At 65.7% G+C, this 16822-nt stretch carries 17 protein-coding genes; 10 read left to right on the top strand and 7 right to left on the bottom strand.

The features are described 5' to 3' along the window. Positions 1 to 13: 13 nt before the first annotated feature. Positions 14 to 826 (bottom strand): alpha/beta fold hydrolase, encoded by an 813-nt coding sequence (locus QO014_RS15690; protein ID WP_266349659.1) that lies wholly within the window; start codon positions 824 to 826, stop codon positions 14 to 16. Between the two features lie 12 nt (positions 827 to 838). Continuing rightward, positions 839 to 1027, bottom strand: a complete 189-nt coding sequence (locus QO014_RS15685) for a hypothetical protein (RefSeq protein ID WP_266349658.1) — start codon at positions 1025 to 1027, stop codon at positions 839 to 841. Between the two features lie 31 nt (positions 1028 to 1058). Between QO014_RS15685 and QO014_RS15680 the strand changes: the two genes are divergently transcribed. The 5 genes from QO014_RS15680 (at position 1059) to QO014_RS15660 (ending at position 5566) form a co-directional block, all read left to right on the top strand. Next, a complete protein-coding gene (locus QO014_RS15680; RefSeq protein WP_266349657.1) occupies positions 1059 to 2069 on the top strand; it encodes an ABC transporter substrate-binding protein in 1011 nt (336 codons plus the stop codon). Positions 2070 to 2366: 297 nt separating this feature from the next. Further along, on the top strand, positions 2367 to 3158 hold the full coding sequence (locus QO014_RS15675) for an ABC transporter ATP-binding protein (protein ID WP_266349656.1): 792 nt from the start codon (positions 2367 to 2369) through the stop codon (positions 3156 to 3158). Further along, positions 3151 to 3987, top strand: coding sequence for an ABC transporter permease (locus QO014_RS15670; RefSeq protein WP_266349655.1), 837 nt, complete (start codon positions 3151 to 3153; stop codon positions 3985 to 3987). The genes QO014_RS15675 and QO014_RS15670 overlap by 8 nt, the downstream gene beginning before the upstream one ends. Then, positions 3980 to 4765 carry an ABC transporter permease gene (locus tag QO014_RS15665; RefSeq protein ID WP_266349654.1) on the top strand — a complete coding sequence of 262 codons (786 nt, stop codon included), beginning with the start codon at positions 3980 to 3982 and terminating at the stop codon, positions 4763 to 4765. Before QO014_RS15670 ends, QO014_RS15665 begins: the two co-directional genes overlap by 8 nt. Positions 4766 to 4774: 9 nt before the next feature. Then, positions 4775 to 5566, top strand: coding sequence for an SDR family NAD(P)-dependent oxidoreductase (locus QO014_RS15660; RefSeq protein ID WP_266349653.1), 792 nt, complete (start codon positions 4775 to 4777; stop codon positions 5564 to 5566). Positions 5567 to 5598: 32 nt separating this feature from the next. Here QO014_RS15660 and QO014_RS15655 read toward each other — a convergent pair whose 3' ends face one another. From QO014_RS15655 to allB, 3 genes are read right to left on the bottom strand one after another with little or no spacing between them, the layout of a single operon-like run. After that, the gene (locus QO014_RS15655; RefSeq protein ID WP_266349652.1) at positions 5599 to 6477 is read right to left on the bottom strand and encodes an amidohydrolase family protein; all 879 of its coding nucleotides are present in this window, start codon (positions 6475 to 6477) and stop codon (positions 5599 to 5601) included. Positions 6478 to 6482: 5 nt separating this feature from the next. Then, on the bottom strand, positions 6483 to 7538 hold the full coding sequence (locus tag QO014_RS15650; RefSeq protein WP_266349651.1) for a Gfo/Idh/MocA family protein: 1056 nt from the start codon (positions 7536 to 7538) through the stop codon (positions 6483 to 6485). Further along, positions 7529 to 8989 (bottom strand): allantoinase AllB, encoded by a 1461-nt coding sequence (gene allB / locus QO014_RS15645; RefSeq protein WP_266349650.1) that lies wholly within the window; start codon positions 8987 to 8989, stop codon positions 7529 to 7531. The genes QO014_RS15650 and allB overlap by 10 nt, the downstream gene beginning before the upstream one ends. A gap of 140 nt (positions 8990 to 9129) precedes the next feature. On the opposite strand from allB, the gene QO014_RS15640 reads away from it, so the two are divergent. The 5 genes from QO014_RS15640 to QO014_RS15620 all read left to right on the top strand — a co-directional run bounded on the left by QO014_RS15640 (position 9130) and on the right by QO014_RS15620 (position 13655). After that, positions 9130 to 9822, top strand: a complete 693-nt coding sequence (locus tag QO014_RS15640; RefSeq protein ID WP_266349649.1) for a GntR family transcriptional regulator — start codon at positions 9130 to 9132, stop codon at positions 9820 to 9822. 252 nt (positions 9823 to 10074) lie between these two features. Next, complete coding sequence (locus tag QO014_RS15635) at positions 10075 to 10797, top strand: pyroglutamyl-peptidase I (RefSeq protein ID WP_266349648.1); 723 nt, start codon at positions 10075 to 10077, stop codon at positions 10795 to 10797. Next, entirely contained in the window at positions 10797 to 11822 is a 1026-nt protein-coding gene (locus tag QO014_RS15630; protein ID WP_266349647.1) for an isopenicillin N synthase family dioxygenase, read from the top strand. The genes QO014_RS15635 and QO014_RS15630 overlap by 1 nt, the downstream gene beginning before the upstream one ends. 100 nt (positions 11823 to 11922) lie before the next feature. Next, a complete protein-coding gene (locus QO014_RS15625; protein WP_266349646.1) occupies positions 11923 to 12717 on the top strand; it encodes an SDR family NAD(P)-dependent oxidoreductase in 795 nt (264 codons plus the stop codon). Further along, complete coding sequence (locus tag QO014_RS15620) at positions 12717 to 13655, top strand: threonine ammonia-lyase (RefSeq protein WP_266349645.1); 939 nt, start codon at positions 12717 to 12719, stop codon at positions 13653 to 13655. The genes QO014_RS15625 and QO014_RS15620 overlap by 1 nt, the downstream gene beginning before the upstream one ends. Here QO014_RS15620 and QO014_RS15615 read toward each other — a convergent pair. Continuing rightward, positions 13652 to 15121 carry an amidohydrolase family protein gene (locus QO014_RS15615; protein WP_266349644.1) on the bottom strand — a complete coding sequence of 490 codons (1470 nt, stop codon included), beginning with the start codon at positions 15119 to 15121 and terminating at the stop codon, positions 13652 to 13654. The two genes, QO014_RS15620 and QO014_RS15615, sit on opposite strands and share 4 nt — an antisense overlap. Positions 15122 to 15303: 182 nt before the next feature. Beyond that, positions 15304 to 16821 carry a sugar ABC transporter ATP-binding protein gene (locus QO014_RS15610; protein ID WP_266349643.1) on the bottom strand — a complete coding sequence of 506 codons (1518 nt, stop codon included), beginning with the start codon at positions 16819 to 16821 and terminating at the stop codon, positions 15304 to 15306. Position 16822 lies beyond the last annotated feature (1 nt).

The following is a 16822-nucleotide window of genomic DNA, read 5'->3' as shown; positions in this document are numbered from 1 at the left end:
GGGCGGGCCGAACTCAGCCGGCCCGAGCCGGCCACGCGCTTTCGAAACATGCTACCAGCGCCGCATCGAACGCATCGCGCTGCTCGATCGGTGCCATGTGGCCGGCGTTTTCGATCACGACCAGATCGGCGCCGGGAATGGCCTCGCGCATCGCCGCCATGGTCGCGACCGAGGCAAACGGATCGCGATCCGCCGCGATCAGCCGAACCGGCGCGGTGATCCTGGCGAGCCCCGGCCGATAGTCGATGCCATAGCCCGCCCGGAAGGCCCGCGTCAGCGCCGCCTGGTCCATGGCCGCGCGCCACGCGATGAACTGCTCGACCCGATCGGGATTCGCCGCCGCGAAATCCGGATGCCAGATCGCCGCCGCCTGCTCGCGGGCGAAGGCGAGCGGCCCGAGCCCGGCGGAGCGCGCCAACATCGCCTCCGTGCCCGCCTCCCCTTCCGCCGTCGTATGAACGCCGCAGCAGGCGATCACGGCCGCGCCGATCCGTGACGGCGCCTGCTCGATCATCGCCGTCGCGATGATCCCGCCCAGCGAGAAGCCGGCGATCGCAAACGGTCCGAGATCCAGCGCGTCAGTGAGCGCCAGCAGATCGCGCGCATAGAGATCGATCGAATAGGCCATGTCGGGCTTCGCGCTTAGCCCCATGCCGCGCAGGTCCGGCGCGATCACGCGCCAGCCGCGCGCGGCCAGCGTCTCGATCTGCCCGGACCAGAGCGTATGGTCCCAGCCGAGGCCATGGACCAGCAGCACCGGCGCTCCATCCGCCGGGCCGGCCGTGACCATCGCCTGTTCGATGCCGTTTGCCGTGACGATGGACATTCTCTCTCCTGCTCAAGACGGCCGCATGCTGCCGATATTTTCAACACGAATACAGATTATCGTCAAAATACCATTTTGTAGAAAGTCGGCTTTCTGCGGATTCTTTTTGGCACAGAGCTTGCTCAATAGACGATCGGTCTCTTCCGGCTGGAAACGCGAGAAAGGGCACTTCATGACCGAGAAATCAGGACGCTCAGACATCCCATCCCTCCCCGCCCTCGCGGCCCCCGGTGTGAACCGGCGTTCCGTTCTGAAGACGGGCGGTCTCTTCGCCGGCATGTTCATGGCGCCCGGCGCGCTGACCTTCGGCGCCCGCCGCGCCTATGCCGCCGACCAGTTCGTGCACCAGCTCGGCTGGATCAAGTCGATCCAGTTCGGCGGCCATTTCGCCGCGATCGACCAGGGCTATTTCGCCGCCGAGGGCATCGAGGCCGAATTCCTGCCCGGCGGACCGGGCACGGATGGCACGGCGGTGGTCGCCAGCGGCCAGGCCATCACGAGCGACAGCGATGTCGAGGGCGTGATCCGCAACCGCATCGGCGGCGTGCCGGTCAAGGCCTTCGCTGCGATCATGCAGAAGGCGCCCGGCGCGATCATGTCGCTCGCCTCCAAGCCGATCAAGACGCTCGCCGATTTCCCCGGCAAGACGATCGCGCTGCCGAACGCCACCCGCCCGCAAATGGACGTGCTGATGAAGGCGGCCGGCCTTGATCCGGCCTCGGTCAATTACGTTCCGGTCGGCACCGATCCCGGCATGCTCGCGGCCGGCCAGGTCGACGGCTATTATGGCTGGGCGACCAATCAGGGCGTGATGCTGAAGACGCGCGGCGTCGATATCGAAGTCGCCTACATGAACGATCTCGGCCTGCCCGGCTATGCCGGCGTGCTCTATGCGACCGATGAATCGATCGACACCAAATCCGACCTGATCGTTCGCTGGCTCAAGGCCGAGATCAAGGGCTGGCAATGGTTCCTCGACAATCCCGACGCCATGGCCAAGCTGATGGTCGACAAATATGGCCAGCGCGGCCTCGATCTGAAGGCGCAAACGGTCGAAGCCGGCGTCTACAAGGATTTCATCCCGGTCGGCGACGCCGCCAAGAACGGCCTGCTCTGGATCGAGCCCTCGGTGTTCCAGCAGGGCATCGATTTCTCGATCAAGGCCGGCGATTTGAAGGAAGGCCAGGTCAAGGTCGAGGACGTCGTGACGCAGAAGCTGATCGCCGCCGCACACGGGAAGTAAGAAGCATCGCCGCAATCGCCACGCGCTCCGCTTAACCCGCCCCTTGCGGGCGGGTCAAAACCGCCCTGCGGTTTTGGGGCGGGGTTAGCCTTGGCATCGCCAAGGCGTTCTTGGAGACAAGTACGTTCTTGGCGGCAGTCCTGCCGTCCTGACGAGACCGTGTCCGACCCCGTCCCGAAAACGCAGGGGCGTCTTCGACCCGCCCGCAAGGGGCGGGCTAGGCAGGAGGCGGGTCGACAGACAAGACCCTTCGCGCACTATGTCGCGAAGGGTCAATTCCGAACCAGACTGGTACCCATGACCGACATCACCATCGACCACGTCACCAAGAATTTCGCGATCGACGGTCGTTCGGTCACGGCGATCGACGATATCTCGCTCAAATTCCCCTCGGGCAGCTTTTCCGCGCTGATCGGGCCGTCCGGCTGCGGCAAGTCCACGCTGCTTCGGCTCGTCGCCGATATTCTGGCGCCGAGCGCGGGCAAGATCACCATTGGCGGCACGCCGCCGGACGAAGCCAGGCGGCGGCACGAGATCGGCTTCGTGTTCCAGGATGCGAGCCTGCTGCCCTGGCGCTCCGTCATGGACAATATCGCGCTGCCGCTCGAGATCGCCGGCGGGCCGATCGGCGATGGGCCACGACCCGAGACGCTGATCCGCCTCGTCGGCCTCTCCGGCTTCGAGAATGCGAAGCCGGCCCAGCTTTCCGGCGGCATGCAGCAGCGCGTCTCGATCGCCCGCGCGCTGGTGCTTCGCCCGAAGATCCTGCTCCTCGACGAGCCCTTCGGCGCGCTCGACGAGATCACCCGCCAGCGCATGAACATGGAATTGCTGCGGATCTGGCAGGAGACCGGCACGACAGCGATCCTCGTCACCCACACGATCGGCGAGGCCGTCTTCATGGCCGATCAGGTGCATGTGCTCGCCGCCCATCCCGGCCGGCTCGTCACCACCATCGATGTCGATTTACCGCGCCCGCGTGCGCTCGCCATGCTGCAGACGCCGGCCTTCAACCATCTCGAAAACGCCGTCCGCGCCGCGCTGTTTGGCGACGAACTGAAGGCCGAGCCGGAGCCGGCCCATGGCTGAGGGCGCCGCCCTTCCCGCGCCGGCCTCCGGCATGTCCCGGGGCCGAATTCGGCGCGCGATCGGCGCGGTCGGCGTTCCCGCGCTGATCGTGCTGGTGCTGGTCGGTCTCTGGGAGGCGATCAAGGATCTGGGCTTCCTGCCGATCACCGTGCCGGCGCCGAGCGAGATTGGCGGCGCCTTCGGCCGTTCCTATGCCGACCTCTTCTACCATATGGGGCCGACCGTCCTCTCCGCGCTCTCGGGCTTCGTGCTCGCGACGCTGATCGCGCTCATGCTCGGCGCCATCGCCGTCAGCTATCGGAAATCCGAGCCGACCATCCTGAAGCTCGGCATCGTCGTCGATTCGATCCCGCTGATCGCCCTGACGCCGATCCTGATGGTCTGGGTCGGCAATGGCCTCCCGGCCCGGATCGTCATCGCCACCATCGCCGCGCTGTTTCCATTGCTCGTCGGGGTTGTGCAAGGCTTCAAGGCGGTCGACCGCAACGTCTCCGATCTCTTCCATATCCTCGCCGCCTCGCGCTGGCAGCGGCTCGTCAAGCTCGCCTTCCCCTCCGCCCTCCCCTATCTCTTCTCCGCGCTCAAGATCGCCGCTCCCCTCTCCGTGCTCGGCGCCCTCATCGCCGAATGGGTCAGCGCCGATCGCGGGCTCGGCATCATGATGACCTATGCGCTATTCTCCTTCGATGTGCCGCTCGCCTGGCTGACCATCGTCGCCGTCTGCTGTCTCGCCACATCGGCCTATGGACTAGTTGCGATCGCTGAGCGGATCGTCGTGGGGCAACCGATCGATGCGATTGGGGCCATGAAAGGCAACGCCAATGGCTGATATTGCCGCCCCTGTTGTCGGCCCTTCGGCAGCCGCAAGGTTGCGCGGGATGGTCGGGCCGGTGGTGTTCGTCGTCGTCCTGCTCGCGCTGTGGAAGCTCGCTGTCACCGCCTTCGCCGTCCCGCCCTACATCATGCCGCCACCCGAGGCGGCCTGGACCGCCTTCCTGAAGGAGGCCGACAAGATCGGCTATGCCCTCTTCTTCACGCTCCGCAACGCCGCCGCCGGCCTCCTCGTCGCCTTCGTGCTGGCGATCGTACTCGCCGCGATCTTCGTCTCGTCGCGGAAGGTGACCCATGCGGTGCTGCCGATCGTGATCGGGCTCCGCACGGCGCCGGTTCTCGCTATCGCCCCGATATTGATCATGATTTTCGGCCGCGGCATCGGCACGGCCATCGCCGTCGTGGTGATCGTCTCCTTTTTTCCGATCATGGTGAACGCCATGAAGGGCTTCTCCTCGACGCGGAAAAACGCGCTCGAACTCATGCATGTGCTGGGTGCCGGATGGTTCAAGACCTTCATCAAGGTCCGCCTGCCCTTCGCGCTGCCCTTCATTTTCGCGGGCCTCAGGAGTGCCGCGACCAGCGCCATCCTTTCCGCCATGCTCGCCGAATGGCTCTCTGGCGCGCCCGGGCTCGGCACGCTGATCCTCGACGCCTCCTCCTATCGCAAGACCGGCCTGCTCTGGGCCGCCGTGATCGTCAGCATGATCATGGCCTACACCATCTACTGGCTCACCACCGCCGTCGAAAAACGGCTGACCGCCTGGCGGAACTGAAGAAATCACATGCCCGACCTGTCGCTCAAGAACCGCGCCTTCCTCGTCACCGGCCCCGCCAAGGGCATGGGCGGTGCCATCACCCGCGCCATTGCCGAAGCCGGCGGTGACCTGATCCTGATCGGTCGCGACATGGCCGCGATCGAAAGGACGGCCGAGGAAATGCGCCAATTGGGCCGCGCCGTCCTCGTCCAGCGCGCGGACGTGACCGATGAAGACGAAGTCCAGGCCGCCATCCGCGCGGCATCCGAGACCTTCCCGCAGACGCTCTATGGCGCCGTTAATGTCGCCGGCGTCACCGGGCCGTCCGGCAAGACCCTCTGGGAGCATTCCGTCGCTGATTTCCGCGAGCTTTTCGACGTGAACGTGCTCGGAACCTTCCTCGTCATGAAGGCGATATTGCCCGAGTTGATCGCGCGCGGCGGCGGCAGCCTGGTCAATATTGGCGGCACGTTCGGCTTCAAGGGCGTGCGCAAATCCTCGCTCTATGGCGCCACGAAATGGACGTTGCGCGGCATGACGAAATCCGCCGCGCTCGAAGCCGGAAGCGCCGGCGTGCGCGTCAACATGGTCTCGCCCGGCGGCGTCGAAGGCCCGCGGCTGACCCGACAATTGGGCGAAGAGGCTGATCGCGAAGGCATTTCGCTCGACGAGCGCTTCGCCCGTTTCGCGGCGACGTCGGCGCTCGGTCGCATGAGCACGGCGGAGGACATCGCCAATTCCGTCGTCTTCCTGCTCTCCGACGCCGCGCGCAACATCACCGGCCAGGACTTGCTCGTCGATGGCGGCACGATCGTCTGATTGGTAAACTCTATCAAACGCTTGGCGCCGATTCAGATCCGGTAGAGCGCCTGTGCCGTATCGTGAAACAGAGCCCGCTGCGCCGCAGGCGAAAGGACTGCGACCGCCCTGCCGAGCGTTTCGAACGCCCGCCTGAACGGACATGAAAGGTCATGCACCGGGAAATCGCTGGCGAAGGCAAGGCGATCAACGCCGAACCAGTCGACCAGCGCCCGGATCGGCCCGGCCAGCCGCTCGTCGGTCCAGCCAGGCATCCGGCAATGGAGCGCCGATATCTTGACTGCGACATTGGGATAGGCGGCCGCCGCCTTCATGGCGCCCTGCCAGAGCGCCGCCCCCTCATCGCTCGAAAAATCCGGGCTGCCCGCATGCTCGATGATGAATTGCAGCCCCGGCAGGCGCTTCACCAGCCGCAGCGCATCCTTCATCTGCCAGGGTTCGAGCATGAGGTCGAAGGCGAGATTGCGCTCGGCAAGCGCGCGTAATCCTTCGAGAAATTCCGGCCTTTCCAGCAGATCGGGCCGGCGCGCGAAGGAGTTCGCCCCCCGCCTGACCGCGACGATATCGCGAATGCCGCGAAGCCTCGGCAAGGCCGCCCGGAGCGCGTCGAGCCGATCGGCAATATCGGGCGCATCGAGCGGCGCATGGGCGACCAGCGCGTTGCAGAGCCAGAGCGTCCGGCGACGGACCGCACAGGCCGCCAGCGCCTCACGCTCGGACGATCGAGCCAGCGCCTCGATCCAGACCGTCGCGACGATCGGCAGGTCACCGGCGGCGGTACCATAATCCTCGGCGCCAAAATCACGAGCGAGCGGCGCATTGGCCTCAGCGGCGAGCCATGGCAGTTCGGCGGCGTCGAAGGTCCAGAGATGGTGGTGGGCGTCGATGATCGGGCCATCATAGAGCGCCATGGCGTTCAGCCCGTCGGCCGAACCGGCAGGCCACTCGCCAGCGACGCCTCGGCGGCGGACGTCAGCGCCACGGCCCGCTCGGCATCGTCGAGACCCACAATGGGCGCGCTCTTCTCCGCAACCATGCGCAGGAAGGCGGAGACCTCCTCGGCCAGGGCGCCGACGACGCGACCATGAAGCAGTGGCTGATGACGAATGCCGGCGGCGCGAAAGCCGGACTGTTCGTCGAAGGCGATCAATTGCTGTCCGCGCAGGCTCATATCGTTCGAAACCATGCCCGTCGCGCCGAAGACGTCGAGCCGGTTATTGCCCGCCGGCGACCATCCGTCAGGCGTCTGGAAGGCACCATAGGGCGCCGGCAGCGTCCAGGCGCTCTCAACCAGCGCAACCGCTCCATCGGCAAATCGGATCGTCGTCATGACATGATCATCGAGGCCCGTTTCCTCGAAGATACGCCCGCGCCCGGCCGCTGCATAGACTTCCGCAATCTGAACGGGATGAATCCAGGTGATGAGATCGAAATCATGCACACCGAGGATGCGCAAGGTGGTCGAAATCCCTTTGAAGCGCGGCATCTCGAGCGCGACGAACTGGCGCCGCGCGGCGATCGAGACCAGGCGTCCGCAAACGCCCTCGTCCACCGCCGTCTTCAATTGCGCCGAGCCGATCTCGAAGCGCTCGACATGGCCGGCCATGACGGCGACACCGGCCGCCTGCGCCGCTGCGCGAATGGCCGCAATCCCGGCGAGATCGGCTGCCACGGGCTTCTCGATCAGCATCGGCACGCCGGCCGCGGCCGCAAGCAGCGCCTGCTCGACATGGACGCTTTCCGGGCTCGCCAGGATCACGGCGTCGAGCGCGGCACTGGCAAAGAGCGCCGCCGCGTCAGTATAGGCGTCGCCGCCAAAGCGCGCCGCGAGCGCCTCCGCGCGAACGGCATCCAGGTCGCAGATCGCGACGAGATCGGCATCGGGCCGCTCGCTCACGATCCGCGCATGCCAGGAGCCGATTGCGCCGGCACCGATCAGCCCGACGCGGAGGGATCGAGGGCTCAGCCCCATGGCTGCTGGCCGGGCTTCAGGATGGCCTTCATGGTGGTGTTGAGATTGCGCGGGGCTGGTGCCGCCATCTGCGGGCGGACCAGTTCGCCCCAGCCGGGCGCGGCGACAACCTCGCCGTCCTGCGCCACCAGCCTGCCGCGCACGAAGGTCATCACCGGCACGCCTTTGACCGCCATGCCCTCATAGGCCGAGACCTTGCCGCGCGAATGCAGCGCCGCCGCCGAGAGCGTCGCTCTCTTGTCGAGATCGACGATGGCGAGATCGGCATCGGCTCCCGGGCGGATCACGCCCTTCCGGCCATAGAGACCGAAGGCCCGTGCCGGCGCGCTGCTCGCAATCGCGACATAGCGCTCGAGCGACATCCGCCCCTTGGCGACCGCCGTCAGCATCAGCGCCATCGAGGTCTCGACGCCGGGAAAGCCGCAGGCGAGGTCCCAGACGCGCGGGCCATATTTCTCGTCGATGGCGTGCGGCGCGTGATCGGTCGAAATCATGTCGATCGTCCCGTCGACAAGCGCCTGCCACAGCGGCTCCTGTTGCGCCTTCTCGCGGATGGGCGGGTTCATGCGCAACACCTCGCCACCCGGCTCCAGCATCTCTTCGGCCGAAAGATAGAGATATTGCGGCAAGGTCTCGACGGTCAGGTCGACGCCGCGCTCCTTCCAGAAGCGGATGAAGGGGATGCTGCGCGCGCTGCTCTCATGCACGATATGGATGCGCGCGCCGGTCCATTCGGCGAGGGTGCAAGCCCGGTTCAACGCCTCGACGGCGACGACGTCGGTGCGTGCCGCGAGATGGGCGAGCACGTCGTCCCGCCCGGCGGCCTTCAACTTGTTCTGGCGCCAGAACAGGATCGGCGAGTTCTCCGCATGGATCGAGCAGCGCAGGCCGAGTTCCGCCAGGATCTCGAACCCCTCCAGCACCGCGCCATCGCTCGGGCAGGGCAAGTCGCCGGTCGTGTTGCCGAGGAAGAGCTTGAAGCCCATCGCCCCGGCCTCGGCCAGTTCCGGCAATTGCCCGAGATTATGCTCGCCGAGAAGGCCATAGAGCCCGAAATCGACGATCGACTTCGACTTGGCCGCGGCGAGCTTCAGCTGGAAGCTCTCCAGCGTATCGGTCGGCGGCAGTGTGTTGGGCATGTCGAAGACGGTGGTGACGCCGCCGACCGCCGCCGCGGCGCTGCCGGTTGCCCAATCTTCCTTATGCGGCATGCCGGGATCGCGGAAATGGACATGGACGTCGATCGCGCCGGGCAGGATGTGCTTGCCGGCGACCGAGATCCGCTCGCGCGCCGGCGGCATCAGCCGATCCTCGCCGATCGCCACGATCTTCCCGCCGGAAATCGCAATCGACGCCGCGATCGTACCGTTCTCATTGACGATACGGCCATCCGCCAGCACGATATCTACAGGCTCAGGTTGCGTTGCGTCGTGACCGGGCATTATGGGCATGAAGGCGTCTCGATCGTTCTGAAGGCTGGCTTCTGTTATGCGTCGACATTGTCGACAACTCGACAAAGAATCTGGATAACACGGATTTTCCACAGAATCACATCATCATGCGTGGTGGTGCAATGGAAGGGACTGGAACCATGGCAGACGCTGCATCAGCACCGGTGACGGAGGAGGCCGTATCCGCCGACGCTTTCCGGCTGTTGCGGGCGGACATCATTTCCGGCGCGCTGCAGGCAGGATCACGCCTCCGCTTCATCGAGTTGCAGGCGCGCTATGGCATCGGCACGAGCCCGCTCCGCGAGGCGCTGTCGCGGCTTGCGGCCGACCGATTGGTGCTGCAGGAGGTCAATCGCGGCTTCCGCGTGCCACCGATCTCGCTCAAGGACTTCTCTGATATTGCAGCGCTGCGCGTGGATCTCGAAAGCAAGGCGATCGAATCCTCGGTCGCCCATGGCGATGAAAGCTGGGAGGAAGGCGTCGTCCTCGCCCATCACAGGCTGCGGCGGCTGGGCCGCGTCGAAGCCGAGCCGGAGGGCGACACCGTGCCGGAAGAATGGGAGACGCGACACCGCGCCTTCCACAATGCACTGATCGCCGCCTGCGGCTCGCCCTGGACATTGCATTTCTGCGCCGTCCTGCACGACCAGTTCGATCGCTACCGCCGCCTCGCCGGCCGCGACCCTGTTGTCCAGGTTCGACTTGCCCAACAGCATGAGGAACTGCTCGATGCGGCGATCGGGCGCGATGCAGTCCGCGCCGGCAAAGTGCTCGCCGCGCATATCGAGCTGACGGCCACCGCCGTGCTGGAACGACTGGAACGCATGGCCTGACGCGGCAGGCAGCCGGGCCAGCTTGCAGCCATCTCGCAGCCTGCCATATTGTCGATAAAATCTGGATTGGCGACAATATGATTGATTGTTGACAATTTACGCAGCATGGCTTGAATTTGCGCAGCCATGCCGCGGCAATCGCTGTAATCTTCCAAGCATCCGCCGGCACGGGCCTGCCCGTTCCGTCGGAGAGGCACGAGGAGGCGCGATGATGGAGCCGTATCGGCGATCGCCGGGATGGAGAATGAGGCGATGAGCGGCCCAATCGGGCTCGTCACCGGCTCGGAGCCCTTTGCCGGCCTGCCCACCAATCCAGCCGAACTGGTCCTGCCCTTCATCGATGGTCTGGTGATCGAGGGCGTCACGATCCGGACCCGTGCGACCCCCGTCAGCCGCGACCGTCTGCCGACCCTGCTGCCGGCCCTGATCGACGAAGTCCGCCCCGTCTTCGTGCTGGCGCTCGGCCTTGCGCTCGGCGCGCCGGTCGTCCGCATCGAGAAGATCGGCGTCAATGCCTGCCATTTCGCCATTCCCGACAATGAGGGCGTGCGCCCGCTCGGCGGCGTGCCGATCGATGCCGACGGCCCGCCGGCGCGTTTCGCCACATGGGACGCCGAAGCGGTGGCCGCCGCGATCGTCGAGGAGGGCATTCCGGCCCGGACTTCGTTCCATGCCGGCACGCATCTCTGCAACGTGACGCTCTACACCTATCTCGGCGCGCTCGAAGGGCGCGGCATGACCAGCCCCTGCGGCTTCCTGCACCTGCCCTATCTGCCCGAACAGATCGTGTGGATGATGCGTCAACGTGGCGGGGCACCCGAGACGGCGCCCGGCTCGCCGCTCGATCTGCCATCCATGGCGCTGGAGACGCAGGTGCGCGCGGTCAAGGCCGCACTCGGCGCCATGGCACGCCAGGCGCTCGCTCGCCCACCTCTCGCCGCTTCACCACCTCTCGTTCCGGAGGAACATCCCTGATGAAGGTCGCCAATCTGCCCAGGGCCTATGAGAAGGCCCAGACCGTCGATGTGTCCGACATCCCGATCATCGATTTCGAGCCCTTCCTGACCGGCGGCCCCGAGGAGCGTGCGGCGGTTGCCGCCGCGATCGGCCAGGCCTGCGAGGAGGTTGGCTTCTTCTATCTCGCCAATCACGGCGTGCCGCAGGATTTGATCGACAGGACCTTCGCCGTCTCGGCGGGCTATTACGCCCAGCCCTTCCCGGAGCGGATGAAATCCGCCGCGACGCTGGAGCATTGGCGCGGCTATGTGCCGTCCAAGCTGGAGGCCGAGGGCGGAACGGTCGGCGGCGCGATCGAAACCTATCGCTTCATGCTCGACCTTCCGCCCGACGATCCCGATGTCCTCGCCGGCAAGCCGCTGCATCTGCCGAACCGCTGGCCCGAGGGCCAGGCCGCGTTCAAGCCGACCGTCGAAGCCTATTTCGATGCCGTGATGACACTGTCGGGCCATTTGCGCGCCGCCTTCGCCATGGCGCTCGGCCTGCCAGAGGACTATTTCGAGCCCTTCTACCAGAAGCCGGTGGTGCAGCTCTCGCTGCTCCATTACCGCCCGCCGGTCTCGCTGCGCGAGGAGGATCTGGAAATCGGCGCCGGCGAGCATCGCGATACGGGCGCCTTCACGCTGCTGATGCAGGACGATACGGGCGGCCTCGAGGTCGAGCGCAAGGACGGTGTCTGGATCGGCGCACCGCCGGTCAAGGGCGCCTATGTCATCAATATCGGCAATGTCATGATGAAGTGGACCAATGGCCGCTTCGTCTCGACGCCCCACCGCGTGGTCAACCGCGCGCTCCGGCCGCGCTATTCCATCCCGTTCTTCGCCAATCCCGATTACGACGTCACGATCGCGCCAATCCCCGAGATCATGAAGCCGGGCGAGACGCCACAATTCGAGGCGTTCGAGAACGGCTCGTATATGGCCGACTTCTACAAGATGGGGATGGCCTATCTGATGAAGAACGGCGAGAAGGGCCCCTATTGAGGCGGTTTTCCCGCACTCGACTTTGGGATATCCGATCAGCCGCCATCTCCGCGCACAGCTGGAATGGCGGCGATTTGGTCTTTGCGCGTAAGGAGCCAGGATGGATTTGTCGCTGAAGGGCAAGGTCGCCGTGATCACGGGGCCAGCCAAAGGCATGGGCGCGGCGATCAGCATGGCGTTTGCCGCCGAGGGCTGCCGCGTCGCCCTGCTCGGCCGTGATCTCGCCGCCATCGCCCCGGTGCACGACGCGATCATAGCCAAGGGCGGCCAGGCCCTGGTCTTTGCCTGCGACGTGACGAACGGGCAGGATTGCGAGGAGGCCATACGCCAGACGCTCGCCCATTATGACGGCCGCGTCGACATCCTGCTCAATGTCGCCGGGGGCACGGGCCCGATCGGAAAGAGCGGCGCCGAGACCACGACCGAGGAATTCCGCGACATCATCGACGTCAACATGACGGGCTGTTTCAACATGATCCGCGCCACGGCGCCCGTAATGATCGCGCAGGCCTATGGCAAGATCGTCAATGTCGGCGGCACGTTCGGCATGCGCGGACGCGCCGGCCGCGTGGCCTATTCCTCGTCGAAATGGGGCCTGCGCGGCCTGACCAAGAGCTTCGCGCTCGAACTCGGCGCATCCAACATCAACGTCAATTGCGTCGCGCCCGGCATGGTGGATGGACCGCGCTTCCGCGAGAAGGTCTGCCGCAACATGGCCGAGAGGCTCGGCATCACCGAGGAAGAGGCCGCATTGCGCCATGCCGAGGATTACGCGCTGAAGCGCATCTCGACCGATGCCGATGTCGCCAATGCTTGCCTGTTCCTGGCGAGCGACGCCGCGCGCCAGATCACGGGTGTCGACCTGCCGGTCGATGGCGGCTGGGCGGCGCTTTGATGATCACGCTATCCGACATAGAGGCCGCACAGGCCCGCCTCGACGGCCGCATTCGACGCACACCGCTGATCAAGGCCGACAATCTCTCGACGCCGATCACCACGGCCGAACTCTACCTGAAGCTCGAATGCCTGCAGGTGACGGGTTCGTTCAAGGCGCGCGGCGCGACCAATCGCCTGCTCGCGACGCCAGAGCGCGACCTCGCCAACGGCATCGTCACCGCATCAGGCGGCAATCACGGCGTTGCGGTCGCCCGCACCGGCAAGCTCGCCGGCGTTGCGGCCACTGTCTTCGTGCCCACCAACGTCTCCCCCTCCAAGGTCGCCAAGCTCAAGCAATGGGGCGCGACCGTCGAGATCATCGGCAACGTCTTCGATGACGCCGACAAGGCGGCGCGGGCCTATGCACGCGAGATCGGGGCAGTCTACTTCCACCCCTTCGCCGACCCGCTCGTCATGGCCGGCCAGGGCACGCTTGCGCTCGAGATCCTGGACGAACTGCCCGACGTCGATACGTTCCTGATCGCGATTGGCGGCGGCGGCCTCATCGGCGGCATGGGGACGGCGATCCGCGCCCTTCGTCCGCAAGCGCGCATCATCGGCATCGAGCCGGTTGGTTGCCCGACATTGAAGGCGAGCCTCGATGCCGGCCATGTCGTGACCATCCCCAAGATCACATCCGCGGTCGCGACCATGTCCTGCGCCCGCACCGACGAGCGCGTGTTCGAGCGCGTGCGCGCCGTGGTCGACGATGTCGTCCTCGTCGAAGACCAGGCGATGATCGAGGCGGCGCGCTGGCTCTGGTTTGAACTCGGCCTCGCCGCCGATCTCTCGGGCGCCGCCGCCGTGTCGGCGCTCCGCGACGGACTCGTCTCCGTCACGCCCGGCGAAAAGGTCTGCGCGCTCGTCTGCGGCGCCGGCCCCGAGGGACTGAGTTAGGCCTCCACTAGCTGTCCGCCGAAATGGCAGCCACAGCCATAATAACGGCGGACGGCGCGCTTCATATTGGCAGTCACCGCATCGTCGGGTGGTGAGGCGGCCCCGGCTGCCTTGGCCTCGGCGATCAGTTCCGCCTCCAGCGCTGGCCTGTCGACCGTCACGCAGCGCCCGTCCTCGACGATCGTACGCCCGGCGACGATCAGCCGCCTGATATGCTTGCGCGTGGCCCGCGTCAGCAACACGATGGTCGGATCCTGCGTGGCCGACAGCACGTCCGGCGTCATGGCGGCATAGTCGAGCAGCATCAGGTCAGCCGGCGCGCCGACCTCGATGTGTCCGCCGCCATCCTCTCCGATCACCGCCCGCCTTCCGTCGATCGTGGCCGCATGGAACAGCCGCTCGGCCGTCAGCACGTCATCGAGGCCGAAGCCGCGATGATTGAGCCAGACGAGGCGCATCTCGCGCAATATGTCGTCGTCATCATCGAGCGGCTGCGCGTCGAGGCCGATGCCGAAGCCGAGCCCGGTCTTCACGAAATCGGCGACCGGCGCGATGCCGGACCGCAGGCGGAAATTGGACGAGGTGTTCACCGAGACGATGACGCCGCGCTCGGCCATGAGCGCGCATTCCTCTTCGCGGAGATAGACGCCATGCGCCACGGACAGGCGCGGCGACAGCAGCCCGATCTCGTCGAGCCGGCGCACGATCCCGTCCGGATACTCATGATCCGCCCATTCACGCTGATAGCGTGTTTCGAGCAGATGCATATGGATGCGGCGACCATTGCCAGCCGAGGCTTCGGCGATGGCGGCGAGCGACGCATCCGACACCCATTGCGCACCGACCGGGCAATATTGAATGCGGAAGCTCTCATGCTCCAGCGCCGCCATCGCCTCGACCGAACGGAGATAGTCCTGCACGCTCTTCGGCTGATCGAGCCGCGCCTGGAGCCGGCCGCGCAGCGGTGCGTCGGCGGCAGCGAGGAAAGTCTGCTGGTCGCCATAGACCAGCGGATTGCGATCCGTGAACGGCGTGGCAAAGGCGACATGGATGCCGACATCGCGGGCGGCTTTCGAGACGGCCGCCGCCTCTTCGAGGATCTTGCCTTCATCCTGCGGACCATGGCTGTGATTGGTCGCGGCAATGCCGCCCTCGGCCATCCGGGCGAAGGCCACGACGGCGCGATGATAGGCGGAGAGCCTGGGCTCGCGGCCGAGCGTCGGGATCCAGGCTTCGAGCCCATCATCGACGGCCCCGAACGCCAGCGTGCGAAGCCCGCGGCCATGATCGTGCGCATTCACCGGCGCGGCGATCGCGATCGTGCCGGTGCCGGGGCCCGCCAGCGGCTCGATGGCGGCGATCCGTCCTGCCTTGATGCGGATCAGCGCCGGACCAGCCGCCGGCAGGCGTCCGGGCGCCGCAAGGATGGCGCCCACCTCGATGACGGTGGCGTTCGGCTTGATCATGATGGTACCCGCACAACAATTTTCGACGATTGTTACGATTGTCGCCAGATGATCAAGTCGTAGAAACTATCCTCTCCGCCTCAATTGCAGGCAGGGCCGTCCACGCGAACGCATCGTAAAGCGCCCCGACAATCCGACGCGAAGCCGATATGACGGCTTCGCTCGATCAGGCCATGCAGGGTTCAGGCGGCCGCGACGCGGTGGATCAGGTGCATGATCCCTTCGCTCATGGCGGCATAGTCACGGGTGTTGTGCAGCTCTCCGGCGAGGCGATAGTCGTTCATGACGACGATCCGATCGGCGAGCGTGATCATTTCCGGCATGTCGGAGGTGATCAGCAGGATGGCCGTGCCGCTATTGGAGAGATCGCGCAGCAATTCGTGCAGATAGGCCTTGGTCTTGATGTCGATGCCGACCGTGGGCTCGTCGACGATGAGCAGCCTCACGCCGGCGGCGAGCCATTTGGCGACGCTGATCTTCTGCTGGTTGCCGCCCGAGAGATTGCCGACGATCTGGTTCAGCGACGGCGTGCGGACCTCGAGCTTCCTGATGAAAGGCTCGGCCGTCACGCGCACCGATTGATCCGTCAGCAGTCCGAATTTCCGCGCCACGCGACGCCAGATGGCAATGCCGGCATTGTCGAGCACCGTATGCATGAGGATGAGACCCTCCTGCTTCCGGTCCTCGCTGACATAGCCGATGCGATGCGTGTGGATCGCATCGGCGACATTGCCGATCGTGACCGCCTGGCCGTCGAGCTTGACGCTGCCCCCATTGACGGGAAACAGCCCCATGATCGACTTGGCGAGTTCGGTCCGCCCCGCACCTATCAGGCCATAGAGACCGACGATCTCGCCCTTGCGAACGGTCAGGTCGATATTCTGGTGGCCGAGCGGTGTGGCGACATCCTTGAGTTCCAGCACGGGCGGCGCGGCGGCAAAATCGCGCGCGGCCCAATCGGGAATCTGCTCGCTGCGGCCGATCATCAGCTTGACGAGATCTTGACGCCCGAGGCCGGCCATGGAGCGGCTCTCGCAGGCATTGTGGCCATCGCGCAGCACCGTGACACTGTCGCAGATCGACTGCACTTCCTCGAGCTTGTGGCTGACGAAGAGCATGCTGACGCCCTCGTCGCGCAGCTTCTTCAGAAGGGCGAACAGCGCGATCGTCTCATGCGGCGAGAGCGAGGCCGTCGGCTCGTCGAGGAGCAGCACGCGCGAGCGCAGCGACAGCGCCTTGGCGATCTCGACCAGTTGCATCTTGGCGACGCTCAACTGCGAGACCCGCATGGACGGATCGACATCGAGCCCAAGCATGTCGAGCCACTTTTTGGCGTCGGCGTTGATCTGCCTGTAGTCGATCGGCTTGAACAGGCTGCCGGCCGATTGCTCAAGCATGATGTTCTCGCCGACCGAGAAGCGCGGGATCAGGTTTCGCTCCTGATGCACCACGCCGATGCCGGCAGCCATGGCGTCGCGCGGACCGAAGAAATTGGTCGGCTTGCCATCAAGCAGCAATTCGCCTTCGTCGGGCCGGTAGACGCCGGTGATGAGCTTGATCAGCGTCGATTTTCCGGCGCCGTTCTCGCCGAGCAGGGCATGGATCGAGCCCTTGGTCAGCTTGATCGAGACATTCTCCAGCGCCTTCACGCCGGGGAAGAACTTGCTGACGCCGCGCGCCTCGAAAACAATCTCGCCCATG

It is taken from the genome of Kaistia dalseonensis, assembly GCF_030814715.1.
GTDB lineage: Bacteria > Pseudomonadota > Alphaproteobacteria > Rhizobiales > Kaistiaceae > Kaistia > Kaistia dalseonensis.
Note: the sequence above shows the minus strand (reverse complement) of the source record. Positions and strands in the feature narration are given on the sequence as shown.

Bases quoted from the DNA above. Each gene is read 5' to 3' on its own strand.
- allB (WP_266349650.1), bottom strand. From the start codon at position 8,989: ATGCCCATAATGCCCGGTCACGACGCAACGCAACCTGAGCCTGTAGAT.
- QO014_RS15670 (WP_266349655.1), top strand. From the start codon at position 3,151: ATGGCTGAGGGCGCCGCCCTTCCCGCGCCGGCCTCCGGCATGTCCCGG.
- QO014_RS15610 (WP_266349643.1), bottom strand. From the start codon at position 16,821: ATGGGCGAGATTGTTTTCGAGGCGCGCGGCGTCAGCAAGTTCTTCCCC.
- QO014_RS15620 (WP_266349645.1), top strand. From the start codon at position 12,717: ATGATCACGCTATCCGACATAGAGGCCGCACAGGCCCGCCTCGACGGC.
- QO014_RS15640 (WP_266349649.1), top strand. From the start codon at position 9,130: ATGGCAGACGCTGCATCAGCACCGGTGACGGAGGAGGCCGTATCCGCC.
- QO014_RS15615 (WP_266349644.1), bottom strand. From the start codon at position 15,121: ATGATCAAGCCGAACGCCACCGTCATCGAGGTGGGCGCCATCCTTGCG.
- QO014_RS15660 (WP_266349653.1), top strand. From the start codon at position 4,775: ATGCCCGACCTGTCGCTCAAGAACCGCGCCTTCCTCGTCACCGGCCCC.
- QO014_RS15665 (WP_266349654.1), top strand. From the start codon at position 3,980: ATGGCTGATATTGCCGCCCCTGTTGTCGGCCCTTCGGCAGCCGCAAGG.
- QO014_RS15655 (WP_266349652.1), bottom strand. From the start codon at position 6,477: ATGGCGCTCTATGATGGCCCGATCATCGACGCCCACCACCATCTCTGG.
- QO014_RS15630 (WP_266349647.1), top strand. From the start codon at position 10,797: ATGAAGGTCGCCAATCTGCCCAGGGCCTATGAGAAGGCCCAGACCGTC.
- QO014_RS15690 (WP_266349659.1), bottom strand. From the start codon at position 826: ATGTCCATCGTCACGGCAAACGGCATCGAACAGGCGATGGTCACGGCC.
- QO014_RS15685 (WP_266349658.1), bottom strand. From the start codon at position 1,027: ATGTCTGAGCGTCCTGATTTCTCGGTCATGAAGTGCCCTTTCTCGCGT.
- QO014_RS15675 (WP_266349656.1), top strand. From the start codon at position 2,367: ATGACCGACATCACCATCGACCACGTCACCAAGAATTTCGCGATCGAC.
- QO014_RS15650 (WP_266349651.1), bottom strand. From the start codon at position 7,538: ATGGGGCTGAGCCCTCGATCCCTCCGCGTCGGGCTGATCGGTGCCGGC.
- QO014_RS15625 (WP_266349646.1), top strand. From the start codon at position 11,923: ATGGATTTGTCGCTGAAGGGCAAGGTCGCCGTGATCACGGGGCCAGCC.
- QO014_RS15635 (WP_266349648.1), top strand. From the start codon at position 10,075: ATGAGCGGCCCAATCGGGCTCGTCACCGGCTCGGAGCCCTTTGCCGGC.